The organism is Ignavibacteriales bacterium, from assembly GCA_020635255.1.
Taxonomy (GTDB): Bacteria; Bacteroidota; Ignavibacteria; order Tepidaquicellales; family Tepidaquicellaceae; genus JAEYVS01.
Genome location: JACKAC010000002.1, coordinates 83380 through 100066, shown reverse-complemented (window position 1 = coordinate 100066; position 16687 = coordinate 83380). Strand labels below are relative to the sequence as shown.

At 40.9% G+C, this 16687-nt stretch carries 15 protein-coding genes; 13 read left to right on the top strand and 2 right to left on the bottom strand.

The genetic code is table 11. The features are described 5' to 3' along the window. Positions 1–46: 46 nt before the first annotated feature. The 12 genes from H6614_08250 to H6614_08195 all read left to right on the top strand — a co-directional run bounded on the left by H6614_08250 (position 47) and on the right by H6614_08195 (position 12072). On the top strand, positions 47–997 hold the full coding sequence (locus H6614_08250) for a bifunctional helix-turn-helix transcriptional regulator/GNAT family N-acetyltransferase (protein MCB9243648.1): 951 nt from the start codon (positions 47–49) through the stop codon (positions 995–997). Between the two features lie 161 nt (positions 998–1158). Further along, positions 1159–2520: a hypothetical protein gene (locus tag H6614_08245; GenBank protein ID MCB9243647.1), complete on the top strand. Its 1362-nt coding sequence runs from the start codon at positions 1159–1161 to the stop codon at positions 2518–2520. Positions 2521–2698: 178 nt separating this feature from the next. Next, complete coding sequence (locus H6614_08240) at positions 2699–4045, top strand: hypothetical protein (protein ID MCB9243646.1); 1347 nt, start codon at positions 2699–2701, stop codon at positions 4043–4045. A gap of 46 nt (positions 4046–4091) precedes the next feature. Continuing rightward, positions 4092–4676, top strand: coding sequence for a GNAT family N-acetyltransferase (locus H6614_08235; GenBank protein ID MCB9243645.1), 585 nt, complete (start codon positions 4092–4094; stop codon positions 4674–4676). A gap of 79 nt (positions 4677–4755) precedes the next feature. After that, a complete protein-coding gene (locus H6614_08230) occupies positions 4756–5253 on the top strand; it encodes a DinB family protein (protein MCB9243644.1) in 498 nt (165 codons plus the stop codon). An 11-nt stretch (positions 5254–5264) separates the two neighbouring features. Next, a complete protein-coding gene (locus tag H6614_08225) occupies positions 5265–5714 on the top strand; it encodes a DUF1569 domain-containing protein (protein ID MCB9243643.1) in 450 nt (149 codons plus the stop codon). Between the two features lie 110 nt (positions 5715–5824). Next, entirely contained in the window at positions 5825–6640 is an 816-nt protein-coding gene (locus H6614_08220; protein MCB9243642.1) for an AraC family transcriptional regulator, read from the top strand. A gap of 101 nt (positions 6641–6741) precedes the next feature. Continuing rightward, positions 6742–8760, top strand: coding sequence for a hypothetical protein (locus tag H6614_08215; protein ID MCB9243641.1), 2019 nt, complete (start codon positions 6742–6744; stop codon positions 8758–8760). 57 nt (positions 8761–8817) lie between these two features. Further along, positions 8818–9429 (top strand): YdeI/OmpD-associated family protein, encoded by a 612-nt coding sequence (locus H6614_08210; protein MCB9243640.1) that lies wholly within the window; start codon positions 8818–8820, stop codon positions 9427–9429. A gap of 135 nt (positions 9430–9564) precedes the next feature. Next, on the top strand, positions 9565–10053 hold the full coding sequence (locus H6614_08205; GenBank protein MCB9243639.1) for a hypothetical protein: 489 nt from the start codon (positions 9565–9567) through the stop codon (positions 10051–10053). A gap of 128 nt (positions 10054–10181) precedes the next feature. After that, positions 10182–11666, top strand: coding sequence for an ABC transporter permease subunit (locus tag H6614_08200; GenBank protein MCB9243638.1), 1485 nt, complete (start codon positions 10182–10184; stop codon positions 11664–11666). A gap of 1 nt (position 11667) precedes the next feature. Then, positions 11668–12072 (top strand): DUF4870 domain-containing protein, encoded by a 405-nt coding sequence (locus H6614_08195; GenBank protein MCB9243637.1) that lies wholly within the window; start codon positions 11668–11670, stop codon positions 12070–12072. 2 nt (positions 12073–12074) lie between these two features. On the opposite strand, the gene H6614_08190 is transcribed toward H6614_08195, so the two are convergent. Then, positions 12075–12824: a hypothetical protein gene (locus H6614_08190; GenBank protein MCB9243636.1), complete on the bottom strand. Its 750-nt coding sequence runs from the start codon at positions 12822–12824 to the stop codon at positions 12075–12077. 106 nt (positions 12825–12930) lie between these two features. On the opposite strand from H6614_08190, the gene H6614_08185 reads away from it, so the two are divergent. After that, on the top strand, positions 12931–13464 hold the full coding sequence (locus H6614_08185; protein ID MCB9243635.1) for a DUF4870 domain-containing protein: 534 nt from the start codon (positions 12931–12933) through the stop codon (positions 13462–13464). Between the two features lie 76 nt (positions 13465–13540). Here the strand turns inward: H6614_08185 and H6614_08180 are convergent, their stop codons facing one another. Next, the gene (locus tag H6614_08180; GenBank protein MCB9243634.1) at positions 13541–16663 is read right to left on the bottom strand and encodes a T9SS type A sorting domain-containing protein; all 3123 of its coding nucleotides are present in this window, start codon (positions 16661–16663) and stop codon (positions 13541–13543) included. Positions 16664–16687 lie beyond the last annotated feature (24 nt).

The window sequence follows — 16687 nt, the reverse complement described above, 5'->3', positions numbered from 1 at the left end:
AAAATAAGTATGTTAAAAATACATAAGAACTTATATAATTCATTATATGGATTTAATTAAGCAATTGGGTTATTTATCTCTCGGTACCAGGTTCAGGATACTTACGGATAAGCTATTACAGGATGTCGATAAGGTATACAAAAACCTTGATTTAGATTTTGAACCCCGATGGTTTACAGTTTTTTACCTGGTTCATAATACCGGAGCGATAACAGTCACAGAAATTGCAAATCACCTGGGATATACACAGCCCGCTGTCACGCAGATAATTAATATTTTAACTGAAAAGGGTCTGCTCAGCTCGGTTAAGGAAAAAGAGGATTCCCGTAAAAAGGTTATAACCGTAACTACAAAAGGAAATGAACTCTTTAAGAAACTCCAGCCGGTTTGGCAGGTGATCGAGAGATCCGTTAGAGAGCTTTTCTTATCGACGGGATATGACATTCTTTCCGTCCTTGGAAAAGTCGAGGCAGAGCTGGAGCGAAAGGATATTTTTTCACGCGTCTCCGATGCGATAAAACAAAAGAATGAAGACGGTATAAAGATCGTGCAGTACCGTCCGGAGTATAAAGATTTCTTCAAAGACCTTAACTATGACTGGATCAGAAAATACTTTAGAGTTGAAGAGCCCGATAGAAAGATTCTTGAAGACCCGGAGCATGAGATACTTGCAAAAGGCGGTACTATATTCTTCGCTGATTATAATAACACTATCGTGGGCACCGTTGCATTAATAAAACATCCAAACGGCTCTTATGAATTAGCCAAAATGGCTGTCACAGAAGAATACCAGGGAAGACATATCGGCGAGAAACTTGCTATGGCTGTTATCGAAAAAGCCGCTGAAGAAAACGCTTCTGAATTATTCCTCGAAACAAATACAAGTATGATAGCCGCAACTAATCTTTACCGTAAGCTTGGCTTTGAAGAGGTTATACAAAACGAGCCAAGCAAATACGAAAGATCTACAATTAGAATGAATATGAAGCTCAATTAATATTTTTAGAGGGCGCGAAGGGAAAACAAATGGAAAAGTTCAATTCTACAAAAATAGTTATCACTATCTTGAAACTGGGATTTATACTGGCATTACTATTGTACTCGCATTCTACACTTTTTAATTAAGAAGATATAAAAAATAAAATAACTGTAAATACAATGAAAACACTCTCAACTTCACGGACATTTTTGCGGATCCTTGGATTGGCGTTTACCACCCTCATAATAATCCAGAATCCCGCTAAAGGTCAGAACGAAACCGGCGGAAAAACCTTAAACTCGGAGGAAAAAATGCAGGTCGTCACAAACATCTCTGACCTTCTTAATAATAATTATATATTCCCGGAGACTGCCGCCAAAATGGAGGAATTCATTAAGTCCCAGCTCCAGAGCGGCGTTTACGATAATATTACAGACCCGATGGAATTCGCAATGCAAATGACAAAGGATCTGCAATCCATTAGTAAAGACAAACATATCCGTGTTGGATACTCTCCCCGACAGGTTAATGAGATCAGGGAAATGCAAAGCCAGAATGTTAGCCAGGAAGAACAGGACAGGATGTTTCTGCAGCAGCTCCTCGGTGATAACTTCGGCTTTAAAAAAGTCGAGCAGTTACCCGGCAATATTGGTTACATTGACTTCCGCTTTTTCGGTCCGGGTAATCTGATCAAAGACAAGGTCGCCACTACAATGTCCTTTGTGGAAAATTGCGATGCGTTGATCTTTGACATGCGGTACAATGGAGGTGGTGACCCGACGGGCATTCAGCTAATTTGCAGTTACCTCTTCGGTGAAGAGCCGGTACATCTTAATGACCTCTACTTCAGACCAAATGACACACTGGAACAATACTGGACTTTAAAAGAAATTAAAGGAAAGCGTATGCCTGATGTGCCTGTTTATGTTCTAACCAGCTCATTCACCTTCTCCGGCGCAGAGGAGTTTTCATATAACCTGAAAAACCTTAAACGTGCTACTATCGTTGGTGAAACTACCGGCGGAGGCGCGCATCCCGGAGGTACTGAAATTGTCAATGACGATTTCGTAATGAATATCCCTTCGGGTAGAGCAATCAATCCATATACCAAAACTAACTGGGAAGAAACCGGTGTCTCACCTGATGTACCCGTAGACAGTAAGGATGCATTTACAAAAGCATATATTATGGCTCTTGAGCAGATGGCTTCAAAAAGTACTGATGATGAGAAAAAAGGAGTTTTCAATTTCCTCAAAGAGTCTCTCGAAATGTCTATGAATGCACCTGATATCAGCCTCGATGTCCTCAAAGGCTATGCCGGAAAATACGGAGAAAGGCTGATCACATATGATGATGGAAGATTATATTACCAGCGCGCAGGCAGACAGACCTTTGAATTAACACCCCTAAGTGAAGATACATTTATGTTTAAGGAAGTAGAATATTTCCGTATCAAGTTTGATAAAGACTCAAACGGAAACGTGACCGGTATTACTGGTATTTACAGTAACGGTCATACAGATAATACTCCAAAGGATTAACCGGACACTCATCTCCAACGGTTATTCCATTATAATCCCCCGTTCGCTGCTCCGATAATCAGCATTTGCGGTTTTTCCGCGCGGGGGATTTTTGCTTTATAATTCAAAAACTGCTATTTTCTCTAAACCCTCTTATATTGTTTATCATCCTAATTTATATACAAATCAATCTATAATTATGGTAAGTAAATTAATTAGCCAGTTTGTTTTCTTAGTAGCGTTTGCATTTTTAATGTATGATCCGGTTTTTGCGCAGACCAAAAACGAAAACTTTGTGCTTGATATGGAAGTGAAATCTGAGACTGTCAGCTCAGTTTCAGAGTTACTTTTGGATAATTACATTTTCCCGGACTTAGCTAAAGAAATGGGCGATTACATAAATACACAACTTCAAAGCGGAGCATATAATAATATTACGGATCCTGTTGATTTTGCTCAACAACTCACAATTGATCTGTTAAAAATTAGCAATGATAAACATATAAAGGTTTCCTTTTCACCTGATCGTGTAAAAGAAATGAGGGAATTCATGGAAATCCGGCTTACTCCCGAAGAAGAAGACAGTTTGTATATTGAAGAGTTAAAACCCGAAAATTTTGGTTTTAAAAAAGTAGAGATCCTCCCGGGTAATATCGGCTATATTGATTTTCGACGCTTTGCTCCGGCTAATATTATCGAAGAGAAAGTTTTTTCTGTTATGGAATTTTTAAAAGATACCGATGCTCTTATTTTTGATATGCGTTATAATAGCGGTGGGAGTGCTTCAGGAGTTCAGTTAATTTGTAGTTACCTCTTTGGAAAAGAACCCGTCCATCTTAATGACCTATACTTCAGACCGATGGACACCACTGAACAATTTTGGACATTAAAAGAGATAAAGGGAAAGCGCTTGCCGGATATTCCTGTATATATTCTTACAAGTTCATTCACTTTTTCAGGGGCTGAAGAATTTTCATACGATTTAAAAGCGTTAAACCGCGCAACCCTTGTCGGACAGTCTACAGGTGGAGGAGCGCATCCGGGAGGACCTGAAATAGCCAATGACTACTTCTATATCAACATTCCAAAAGGAAGAGCTATTAATCCATACACCAAAACCAATTGGGAAGGTACAGGCGTCTCTCCTGATGTAGATATCGATAGCCGTTTAGCTCTTACCAAAGCCCATATTCTCGCGCTCGAAAAAGTTCTAACAAATGTTAACAATGACCAAACTAAAAGCCAATTAAATTTTTTAATTGGATCCTTAAAAGATGCTCTGAATGCTCCTGAAATAGATGTCAATACACTGAAAAGTTATGTAGGAACTTACGGTGAAAGGAATATTACCTATGAAAACGGACAACTCTATTTTCAGAGAGGATGGAGGCAAACCTACGAGATGAGCCCTATTTCGGAAGATACCTTTATGTTAATGGATATGCCTTACTTCCGTATCAAATTCGACAAGGACGCAAATGGAAAGGTAATTGGTATTACAGGTATATACGACGACGGGCACACTGATAATACCTCAAAGGATTAATCTCGGTTTGCGTTTTTTATAATATTCCTTCTGATTATGTTAAGTAATGATTTTTAATAGAAACATCGTCCTTGAGGATTCAAGGATCCTCCTCCGCCCTGTCGAACCCAACGATAGAGACGGGCTTCGAAGTATCTTCTTCGATGATGAGATATGGGAATATACCGTAACAAAAACATCCACCGAGGACGAACTTACCACATTTATCAATGACGCATTATACAATAAACAAAATGCTGTCCGCTACACTTTTACTATCATAGATAAAATCTCCGGTGAGATTGCAGGTTCATCCAGCTTCGGAAATCTCTCGGAAATAGACAGGTGTGTCGAAATTGGATGGTCATTTATGGGAAGGAAGTTCTGGGGCACGCATGTAAATATCCACGCTAAATTCCAGATGTTGCAGTTCGCTTTCGAGCAAATGAAAATGAATCGGGTCGAATTTAAAACCGATGATGCTAATCCCCGTTCCGGTCGCGCTCTGATAAAGATCGGTTGCAAAAAAGAAGGAGTTCTCCGAAGCCGCCACCTCCTGCATAACGGCAGAATGCGTGATACGGCTTATTACAGCATACTTGCGGATGAATGGGAAAATACTAAAGAAACAGTATTTGCAAAGCTATTATAAGCACCGCGTTTGACCTTTAACTTGCAACTTTTTATATTAATCTTATACAATCAGTATTTAACTTCCATCATTTAATTCAATGATAACTAGAAAAGATATACTCCTTCAGCAGATGCACGCCTGCTTCGATGAGGAGACGTGGTTCGTTACTCTCAAAAATGCTCTCGATGGACTGACGCCGGAAAATGCCGCGTGGAAATCCGGCGGCAATCATTCTATACATGAGATTGTAAACCACCTCATCTTCTGGAATCAGCGGTATCTCAACCGTTTCATAAATGTTCCCGTCGAGGAGATTAAGGACAACGAGTATACCTTTACAAATGACGCTACCGGTAGTCACGTAGATAGCTGGAAAGCAACGGTGGAAAAAGTCTATAGTGTTTTTTCCGAATGGTGCACTCAACTCGATGAAGCACTGGATACCAAACTAGAAGGAGTTCCTATAAAAGGTTATCCTGATACATGGTTTACAGTAATTGGAAATATCAATATTCATAACGCTTATCATATTGGACAGATCGTTACCCTGCGCAAAGAACAGGGATCATGGAACCCCGACAGGGGTGTAAAATAACCACAATAAAAATGAAAAGCCTCTACAACGAAAAGGATTTAAACGAGATTATCTCCCGTATTGAAAATCTTCCGGCTGATGCTCAGCGTCAGTGGGGTAAAATGAACGTTGGACAGATGCTTGCTCACTGTAACGAACCCTTTAAGCAGGTATTCGGAGAGGTCAAGCTTAAGCGCACTCTGCCCGGGATCCTGTTCGGCGGATTTGCAAAAAAAATGGTCACAGGTGATAAGCCATTTAAGCAGGGACTACCCACTGATAAAGCTTTCATCTTTAAGGATGATACGAATTTTGACGAGGAAAAGAATAAGCTCATAGAAGCCGTTCGCCGGTTTGGAGAGGGAAAAGGAAGCAACCTGACCGATGACCCGCACCCCTTCTTTGGAAAGATGACTACAGAAGAGTGGGACATGCTGTTTTATAAACACCTCGACCATCACCTTCAACAATTCGGAGCATAAAATGATGATTACACTTGGGAATCTTATTCTTTGATGTTACGTATTAAGAATTATATAGCGTCTATGATTTTCATCATAGAGCTTCATTAAGCAACAAAATAAATATATTAATGTACTCTGTACTTAAATACGGACAATATTTCGGGACAGTAGATATATCCTTTGATTTAAATGAATTAAAATTAACTCAAACATCATACTTACCCTTTTCAAGATTACCATCACATTACCATCAAAATAATTACCTTTGCTACGTTAAACGCGGCACATATTCCGAAAAATTCGGCAATAGGACAATTCACTGCACCAGGGGTGATTTAATAATTCATCCGGTTCAATACGAACACTCTAATACATTTTTTTCGTCACCGGTGACATGCCTCAATATCGAATTAAACTCATCGATTGAATCTTATGCTAAGAATGTCCCTTATGTACATACTTTACAAAAAATACAGGATCCTGCACTTTCCATCTTATTGGCAAAAATAAGCTCGGAAATTTTCCTCTCTGATGAATTCTCACCTCTTGTTATTCAGGGACTTGTCATCCAGCTCTTTGCTCAAATGGCACGTACCCAGTATAATTTTCCGCTCAAAAAACCACTCTTTCTTAAAAAGATAGAGGAAATTCTTAATGAGGAAACCGGCACCTCTCTTGATCTAACACTCTTGGCAAAACACGCCGGGGTTCATCCAGTTCATCTCGCAAACACATTTAAAAAATACAATAACAAAACTATTGGCGAGTTTTTTCGTGAACTTAAACTAGAAAAAGCGATTTCATTGCTTATTTCAACAAAACTCCCTCTTGCACAAATTGCGTTCCAATGCGGATTTTCTGACCAATCACATTTCACTAGGGCATTTAAAAAATATACTCACCATACCCCGACAGCTTTCAGGCAGATAAATTCTCCCCATTAGCCTGTAGCACTAATCCTGTACAAAAAAGCTTAGAATATTCTATCAACAATTATACTTTAACATTATATTTGTGAGAAGATTTATCTAATCAAAAATGAAAAATGAAAGCTGTATTTTTCATTATAATTGCTGTTTTACTTTTTGATAAACATGGTGATACCGCAACAATTCAAACTATGCCTCAAGATCCATATTATAATATAAAGCTTAACGTTTTTCCTGACGAAAAATATCTTACTGCAGAAGGCACTTTAGTGTTTAACATTAAGGACTTTCCTGGCGACTCTATTAAATTTCTCCTGAACGAAACCATGGCAGATCTTAAAATGAACCTCATCGAGACTGACGGTTCCATTATTCCTCTTTCTCTCGAAAAGGAAGAATCTCAAAACGGACAGATTCAATATTCATTTTCCACTCCTGTCAACTCCGGTTCACATTCTCAGGTTAAGGTCTCATTCAGCTTTAACGGCGGTCGACAATCTGCTTTTGAATTCTATCTCGGTTCCGACGGCTCGTTCGCGGCAGGTGTCGCTGCTGCTTGGTATCCGCAGTTGCTGGTTCCGCTTTCAAATGGAAGCTATAATGTAGCGTATGCTATTGGGCAGTTAGGAATATCAGTACCTCATAAATATACTCCGGTTGTAGCAGGAGGAACCCTGGTGTCTCAATATGAAGATTCTTTGAACACAAGAATATATAATGTTGATAAACCCGGATATTTTACCTTCTATGTCGGTAAATATACACTAACCAGCTATAACGGAGGTCCGATACCGGTTGAAGCGTACACCCTAGACAATAAAGAATATATAAATTCGTATCTTGAAGGCTCCTCTAAAATTGTAGATTTCCTCACTTCTGCTTTCGGACCATATCCTTATGATAAATTTATAATAGTTGAAATACCCGATGAAGAATCTCAAAAGCAGGGCATTGGCGGTGCAAGCGTACCCGGAGGAATAATGATGCCATCCGGCTCTCTTGAAGCAAAATTCAATCTCGCGCTTTACGGGCACGAGATCTCTCATCAGTGGTGGGGAAACCATATAACTAGAACCGGGGATGCCGGAACCGGCATGCTAGATGAAGCTCTTGCGCAATTTGGAGCACTAATCGTTGTAGAAAAGTTTGATAATAACAATGGTGCCGAAAAGTTCAGGCGGACAGGTTACCCAGGTTATATATTTAGTCAGAGCGGATTCGGTTATCTCAAAAATACTGCCGCTGGTATTGATAAACCGCTCTCTCAGCTTACACCTGCTCTCACCCATACTCTTGGAGACAGCAAAGGATTCCTTGTTTATGATATCCTTTCTCAGCAGGTAGGAAGAGAAAGATTTTTCAATGCCCTTAAAAACATAACTGCAAAATACGCGCGGATAACATGGGAACAGTTTCTTCAGGAGGTTCAGGATGCTTCAGGTCAGGATTTGCAATGGTTTTATGACCAATGGTTTAATAGAACTGGCGCGCCTGAGTGGAATTACGACTTTGTTCAAAACGGAGATACACTTCAAATAAATGTCACACAAACCGAACCTTTCTACCGTATAGACACCCTTGAAATAACTATTGCCGGTAATGACGGAAGTGGGTCCTCAACACGAAATGTTTCTATAGCCGGGAAAGAATCAATAATCAAAATCCCCGTAGATTTCTCGGTAAATTCCGTTACTCTGGACCCCCATTTCAAAGTTCTCAACTGGCAGCCCTCCTACAAAGAAGAGGTTTACCAGCTTGCACCGATTGCAAAGCTAACTGATCTTCGCGTTGCAGATAAACTTTCCGAAGCCGAGACATTATATGACAGCCTTAAAAATAACATTCCTTCTCCGGACCGTTATGGTTTTTATTCACTTCTTCAGTATGAAATTGCCCGCATCATGTTTGCTCAGGAAAAGTATCAGGAAGCCATGGAGCACTTCAGAAACTCTGTTTCCGCACCTTCTTTTAATAATAATATTTTACCGTGGATCTACTATAGAATGGCTCAAACTGCTCAAAAACTCGGCGATAATGAAACCCTGCGGTGGGCTGTACAATCTGCTGTAGATACCGATGAAGCTAATGGGGAAAGGACTATAGTCAGCACCCTTGCTCTGAAACTCCTCAAATAAAACTCCTTCATTTTTCATCAAAAAATAATATATTCAGGTAGGATTAGCTCAAAACCTATGCCTAAAAAAGATAAACGCGTCGACGCTTACATTGCAAAAGCACAGCCATTCGCTAAACCTATCCTGAAACACCTGCGAGAACTAGTTCATAAAGCCTCACCTTTGCTTGAGGAAAATATAAAATGGAACGCCCCGAGCTTCGAATACAAAGGCAATGTTTGCGGATTTGCTTCATTCAAAGAACATGTCACCTTTGGATTCTGGAAAGCCGCCATTATGAAGGATGCAAAGAAATTTCTCGCCGCCGACACCGCCTGGGGACATCTGGGAAAAATTAAAAAACTCTCCGATCTCCCTTCCGATAAAAAGATTATAGCTTATGTAAAAGAAGCCGTCGACCTAAACGAAAAAGGCATAAAACTGCCTCGCTCTATTAAATCCGGAGAGAAAAAGCCCGCTCCCGAACCCCCTGACTACTTTATGAAAGAATTGAAAAAAAACAAGAAAGCGATGGGCGCCTTCGCCGCTTTTTCACCCGCTCATAAACGCGAATATATAGAGTGGATCACCGAAGCAAAAACCGATGCTACGCGTGATAAACGAATCGCAACTGCCATCGAATGGATGTCCGAAGGAAAATCCCGTCACTGGAAATATAAAAACTGCTAGATACTTTTTTGAGGAGAATCTAACACCAGGAAGCACATGAAAAAATAATTATTTCTTCCTCTTTTACCTTTTTTACTTTTATTTTTTTAGTAAAAAAACTATCCTTTACTTCTTACTAAATCAAAGGAGGAATACATGGGCTTTGTTAGATTTACTTTCTTTCTATCACTTCTTCTTCTATTCAGCAATGTTTCGAAGTCAAAAACCGGCGGCGATCCAACTTGGACTATTAATTGCCAGGTCTGGGATAATGAAAGCAAAGGATATGTCAGCACAGGACAGGAGATCGTCCGTAAATACCAGATCGGTTATGCACCTCTGCTAAAGATTGGCATCGTTTATGGACAGAATAATAGCAGCTCTCCGCGTGAATTAAAGATCATTGACGTTATGAACGGATACGACCCTAACGTTGAACAACAATGGTGGTTCAACGCTGCCGGAGGACTCTCGGCGGACCCTGGTGAGCAGGACTGGCTTGAGGTGTCTTTCGTTGGCGCAACGAATAAGAACGGTTGGATAGACGAAGGAACTTATGAAAGTGAAATAACTTTTGAAGATCAGACCGATGGCGCTATCTACAAAGTACCCATCACTATATATGCATTCAAACCCGGAAAATAACTAAGTTTATGCCCTTATCTCCCACTTAGAATGAGAGAAGTCCCGGTCCTCTAGAAAAGAGAGGGCACCGGGACAGAGGGGTTCTAAATTTAATTTCTCTTCCACTACATATATCTTATATTCTTTCAATGAGATTTATCCTATCCATATTACTTTTTTTTGCTTTATTATCTTCCTCACACTCTCAGACTCTTAAAGTCGGTGCAAAAGCATTCAACGAAGGCTATATCCTCGCCGAAATACAATCACAGCTCCTCGAAGATGCCGGCTTCACCGTCGAACGCACATTCAATCTTGGCGGCACGCTCATTTGTTTTGAAGCACTGAAAAACGGTGAGATAGATACTTACCCGGAATACACAGGTACAATTTCCGAGGAAATTTTAAAGCTGAATACAAAACCATCTGAGGACGAACTCCGCAGCCGGCTGCTGGGTCAATATAAACTCAATATTACTCCCTCATACGGTTTCAATAACACTTACGCCCTCACAATGAAACGTGAAACCGCCGATCGTCTTGGCGTCAGAAAAATATCTGACCTTACCGCTCACCCTGATATCACTATTGCGCTCAGCTACGAATTCCTGAAACGAAAGGACGGCTGGGATAATCTCGCGTCTTTCTACAGCTTGAAAAATAAACCCGTAGGCATAGAGCATGGACTCGCCTACCAGGCGCTCGATGAAGGAAAGATTCAGCTCACCGATGCATACTCCACTGACGGAGAAATAGAAAAATATGACCTTGTCATACTCGACGACGACAGAAGCTTCTTCCCTAAATACTATGCGCTCTCTTTTTACAGGGATCAGCTTGACCCCAAAGCCCTCACTGCCCTCGAAAAACTCGACGGGCAGATAACCGAATCCGAAATGCAGGACATGAATTACAAGGTCCTGTACGAAAATAAGACCTTCGGTGAGATCGCTCACGAATTTCTTAGTAAAAAGAATCTACTGGATAATACAACCGGGCATACTTCGTCATCCTGGCTTATGGAGATCCTCGATAAGACTTTGACTCATATCTGGCTTACGTCGTTTGCCCTGATTCTATCTATACTGGTAGCTTTGCCCCTGGGGATATGGATATATTACTTCTCCTCTGCCGCGCGTCCGATACTATATGTCGCCGGTCTTTTACAGACAATACCTTCCATCGCCCTCCTTGCATTCATGATACCCTTGTTCGGTATCGGGGTCTTGCCCGCTATCGTGGCTCTGTTCCTGTACGCGCTCCTGCCCATCCTCCGTAACACCGCCACCGGCTTATTCTCCGTCGACCCTCTGCTCAAAAAGGTCGGTACCGGGATGGGCCTCACCCGCTGGCAAAAACTCCGCTATGTCGAGCTCCCGCTCTCCTTCCCTACGATAATCGCTGGAATCAAAACCGCCGCCGTGATAAATATCGGCACCGCAACACTTGCTGCTTTCATTGGGGCGGGGGGACTCGGTGAATTTATAGTTACGGGGCTGTCGCTGAATAATACTAACCTCATACTAATGGGGGCCGTACCCGCGGCGTTATTGGCTATACTGGTGGAGTTCTTCTTCGAAATGGTAGAGCGTGTCCTCGTCCCAAAACATCTCAAAATGAAACTGGAAAACTAACATGGAACATCAATCCCCGCCAAATTTAACACAGGATGAGAGATTAATGAGTTTGTTTTGCCATATCATCGGAGGCATCATCTTATCGATAATCCTTTACTTTGTTATGAGCGATTCAAAATTCGTGCGCTTTCATGCTCTGCAGTCAATCTTTTTCCATTCATTGATGATCATACTAATTATGATCCTTTTTATTATCTATTTCTTTATAGCCAATATCATGAGATACAACGATAGTCACGTATGTCTCCTCTTCTTAATCCTTCTATGTATAATTGGTTTTTCGTTCGGAAGTCTTATCTACAGTATAATGGTCGGTGTGTCTGCATTTCAGGGAAAGCTCAAAGAATATCCTATCGTCGGCAGGTGGGCTTACGATAAGATCTACCAGGGATTATACTTCTGATATTATTTGGAAAGCAATTCCTCCACCCATCTAACCCCCTCATCATAATTATTCCTCAGCGCATCGCCGTCCTTGCAAAAATACAGTCTCTCCAATTTCTTAACTACGTCCGCCGGCAGTTCATAATAAACATACCGTGTAGCAAAGTTATAATGCTCTCTTAACGCGTATTTCATTCTAAGCAGATCTATGAGTGGTCTCAGTACATACGAATTATAGAATGCAAACGCCTCTATGTAATTTTTTCTGTTTATCTCTTTCAGCGGGAGTATCTTAAACATTTCAAAAGTTGTCTCTATATACCGGCGCCTCCTCTCTATCCCTTTATCTATGTCATTGCTATCGAACTTCGCCTTCGTCTCTGTGCCATTCTTATCCAGATAGAATTTTAGTCCGCCATGTATTTCCTTCTCCGTGAATTTTGACTCATTACTCCGGGGTATTACCGAAAGGTCTATCATCAGGAAGGGGCTTGTATCCTCCAGCAGATAAAACGACTGCGGATTGCCATGCCACGTCGGGTCTGGAAGCCTGTATTTTATCTTGACGGGCGATATCCCATTCAGCACTTCCTCTATCTTAACAAAAGCATCTTCTACATTTTCATCGTTAACGTCCACACCCAGATCTATATCAGACCATTCGTCCGTCCTATCGAATGCCTCAGAACCTCCCTCCCACATCGCGTTAATATATACGACTGGTTCGAGCTCTTTTATCAGCCTGTTTATTATTTCTTCTCTTTTTATCATATTTTTTAAATAATATAACGGTTTTCGCTTTCCATTGTTTCATTTCCTCTTACCATTTCCGGTTTAAATTTTTTATTGTATCTTTACCCAATCAATCACTACCAACATGACGGATCAAACCAACACAGAAAACATAACCTCCGATGACAAACTAATGGCGCTCGTAGTAAATATAGGCTCCATATTCTCAGGTATGATTCTGCCCCTGGTTATTTACCTGATATACAGAAAGAAAAATAAATTTGTAAGCTTTTATTCACTCCAATCCCTTTACTTTCATATCTTTCTCATTATTATGCTCATTGTTTTATGGAATGTTGTAGGTATTATTCTTTTTTCATTAAATGTTAACATTGATAATGCAGATGAGATGTTTACACGGCAATGGTTCACAAAAGAGCTTATAATTCAAGGAAGTATATTTATTTTATATATTGTGTCGGCAATTTTTCTGATCAGAGTGGGATTCAAAGCAAATAAAGGGCTGATAGTTAAACTCCCTCTTGCCGGGAAAATGGCATACGAAAAGGTCTATGAAGAAGAATACAAAAAATCTTTTAATCTCAACCGAAATTATAAATCCGAATTCACCTACAAAGACAAGACCTCCGAACAAAAACGCGGAAAGGGACTAATATAAAAAGCGTCCCATGTGATACAGGGACGCCTTTGTAAGATCAGGGTTCAACCAAAGAAACCTGAAGGAATGACAGTCTCTACTTCACCAATATCATCTTCTGTACCTTCACAAAGTCACCTGCCGTAATCCGGAAAAAATACACTCCGCTGGCAAATTGTGATCCATTCCACTCTACCTCATATCTCTGTGGCTCCAGGTCGTTATTAACTAGCGTAGCTATCTCCCTGCCGGTAATATCATAAACTTTCAACGATACAAAACCCGACTTTGGTATGTCGAACTTTATCTTTGTTGTTGGGTTGAATGGGTTAGGGTAGTTTTGGTATAGCTCATAGACAGTCGGTAATGATGAAGGCTCTATATTAGTTACGCCGGTAGTAAAATTCCATACGGATGAGAAAGGTCCTTCTCCCAGGGTATTCTTTCCGCTCACTCTCCAGTAGTATTTTGTATTGACGGCGAGAAAGTTATTGCCTAGCTGCAATTGTGATGATGTTACGGTATCGACATCCACTAGTGTGCTTCCGAAAGTGGAATCGGTCGATATCTGTATGTGGTAATTTACTGCACTGCCAACGTCATCCCAGTTCATTAAGGGGTTTACTTCTACCAGTACAGCATTATTAGCCGGATATACCAGCACGGGAGCCTGCGTGATAGGACCGATCCCATTGAACTCATCCGCCCCCACGTCGGGCATTGTCGGGTTTCTTGTCGTGCCGTGTATATCCGTCGTTATTCCTGCTATCGGCATTGCCCCGCCTTCACAGAGTGTAGCCACATTTGTCTTCATATCCAGATTGTATGGGTGCGAGGATACATTCATAAATGGACTGTTTTCTGTAAATGAATTTGTTTCCGCCGGTGCTACCGCCGTCTGAAACGCGCTAAATGTGGTATGAAGAGTCATGCTGTCGAGATAGTATATGTTAAGCGGTCCGCCGGATACATATACGTTATTATTGTTCGAAGCAGGATTATAGATGGCTCCACCTGTATTAAATATGCCAATTGTTGTTCCGGTGGTAAATTTGTTTACAAGAATGTTATTCTTTAATGTAGCATCGGTGTTCCCGTTTAGATACAAAGCAAAACTGGCTGAGTTCGTACCCGGTGAGCTCCCATCCATATAAATGGTATTATAAAAAATATTCGCAGTATCACCGCCGTCTATCCATAGCCCCGGTATACCATACCCCGAATTATCCAAAGGCGCGTATATCTCGCTAATCATATTATTAAACACATTATAATTCGTATAACCCGCGCTTCCATCTAGCAGCATTCCATATGCAGGACTATAGGTTACTTCGTCAGCTCCTTCATTGATAATGTTGTAAACACGGTTTGCCGATATGTTTCCCATACTGCTGCCATCGACGAAAATACCTCCCGTCTGTCCCGCACCTTCATTTACAACATCATGAACCTCATTCCCGCTTACATTAATTGTCCTGTTATCCGAACCGTTCGAGTTCTGTGTAAAGATTCCCGTTGTATTTCCGGTGCTGTTATTGACAAGGTTGTATAAAGTATTATCATAAATACTTTCATATCCGTCTGCCTGTGAACCGAAACAGTAGATCCCGTCTACACGCCCTGCACCTGAATCACTTAAAAGATTGAATATTGTGTTATTGTAAATCTCGATCGTATCCGTATTATTGTTATTGTGAATACCTCGTATTGTGTTGTTACTCAATTCTTTAAATAAATTCCTGATCGTATTATCATGTATGCTTTGCTTTCCGGGAGCTGTATATTGACTGTAAATCGCTGTCAGGGTTCCTCCGGGAGCAGGATTGTATATACTGTCTATTATGTTGCCACTGATTTCATAGCTCTCTCCCGCGGTTGAGAGGTATACGCCATAAGTATGTCCCTGACCGGGTGCTGATTGAAACCGTCTTAGATTTTTTATTTCATTATCAGAAATTGTAAGCATTGATCCAGAGATAAAACTTAGCGCTGAAACGTAAATTCCGTATTGAGTACTCCTCGCAGTGGAACTGCCATTACCGACGTAATTATCCCTTATCGTATTTCCTGATATATTTATTTTATATATGTGCACTCCTACATATATGTAATAATTAGTTGCTGTGGTTGCGCCGTCATATCTGCAGCTGTGTATTTTGTTATTAGTTATGCTGACCAGGTTATCGGTGCCATTTGCGCCCATATTTGCATAGATAGCATAGTGGGCGATGGTTGAACCTCCGCAAGTATCGGATATGTCGTTATTATCGACTGTTACTGTTGTATTATTACCGCTGCTCATTAAAATTGCCATTGCCGATCCGTTCTGATTTCCCGTATTTACTCTTATGGTATTATTGCTGATGTTTATACTGTCCTGGTTTGTGATGTAAAATCCAAGCCTGGTATAGTTTGAAACACCGTTAGATAACCCGCTTCCGATATTTATCAGAGTATTTCCGGTGATGCTTCCTACATCAAAGAAATGGTCATAAAGATCATAAGGCGGTGATGATGATGAACCGATAAACATCATTCCGTTGTAGCTGTTATTCAGCGTACACCCCTGTATTGAAATGTGTTCGTGTCTTCCGCTTATTGTCGTTGCATTAGTTGTGGTACCGGCTGTATCCCTGCTCAAAGCTGCTATGCATAGTGACAATGTATTTGTCTGTTGCTGTAATATCGTGCATCCCGTTATTGTAACATATTTACACCCGTCCGTAGAAGACTTCCTTAGCATTACAATACCAAATTCCGTTCTAAGCGTCTGTGACGTGCCGGTGTAATTCTCTACAAAATCTATATTGCTGAATGTTATGTAATCCGTGCCAACCAGTTCTATGATCGCATCACCATACGTTCCCAATGTGGTTACCGATATTACTCCCGAACCTCCGGCGTCAGTTTGTAATTTGGGGTTAGTCCCTGCTCCGCTACGTTGAAATACAACCGGGCTGGACACGGTAGGTAGGTTAGTAACGATGTCTATCTTATAACCTCCGGCAGGAATAGTCTCGGTATATCCCGGCGCAATATTAAAAGTAACACCGCCAGCGCCTACACCGTTGCCGTTTAGATCGTTAATCGCGGAGGCGACGGTGGGATAATCCCCCGGTATTGTTTTGTTACCTGATATGCCGCCCCCGGCATTCGCATTGCTTTGTGCCAATAGTAAAAAAATAGCTATCGCAAGTACTGTTGTTGTAATCCTTTTCATTTTATGCTATTATAGTTAATGTTA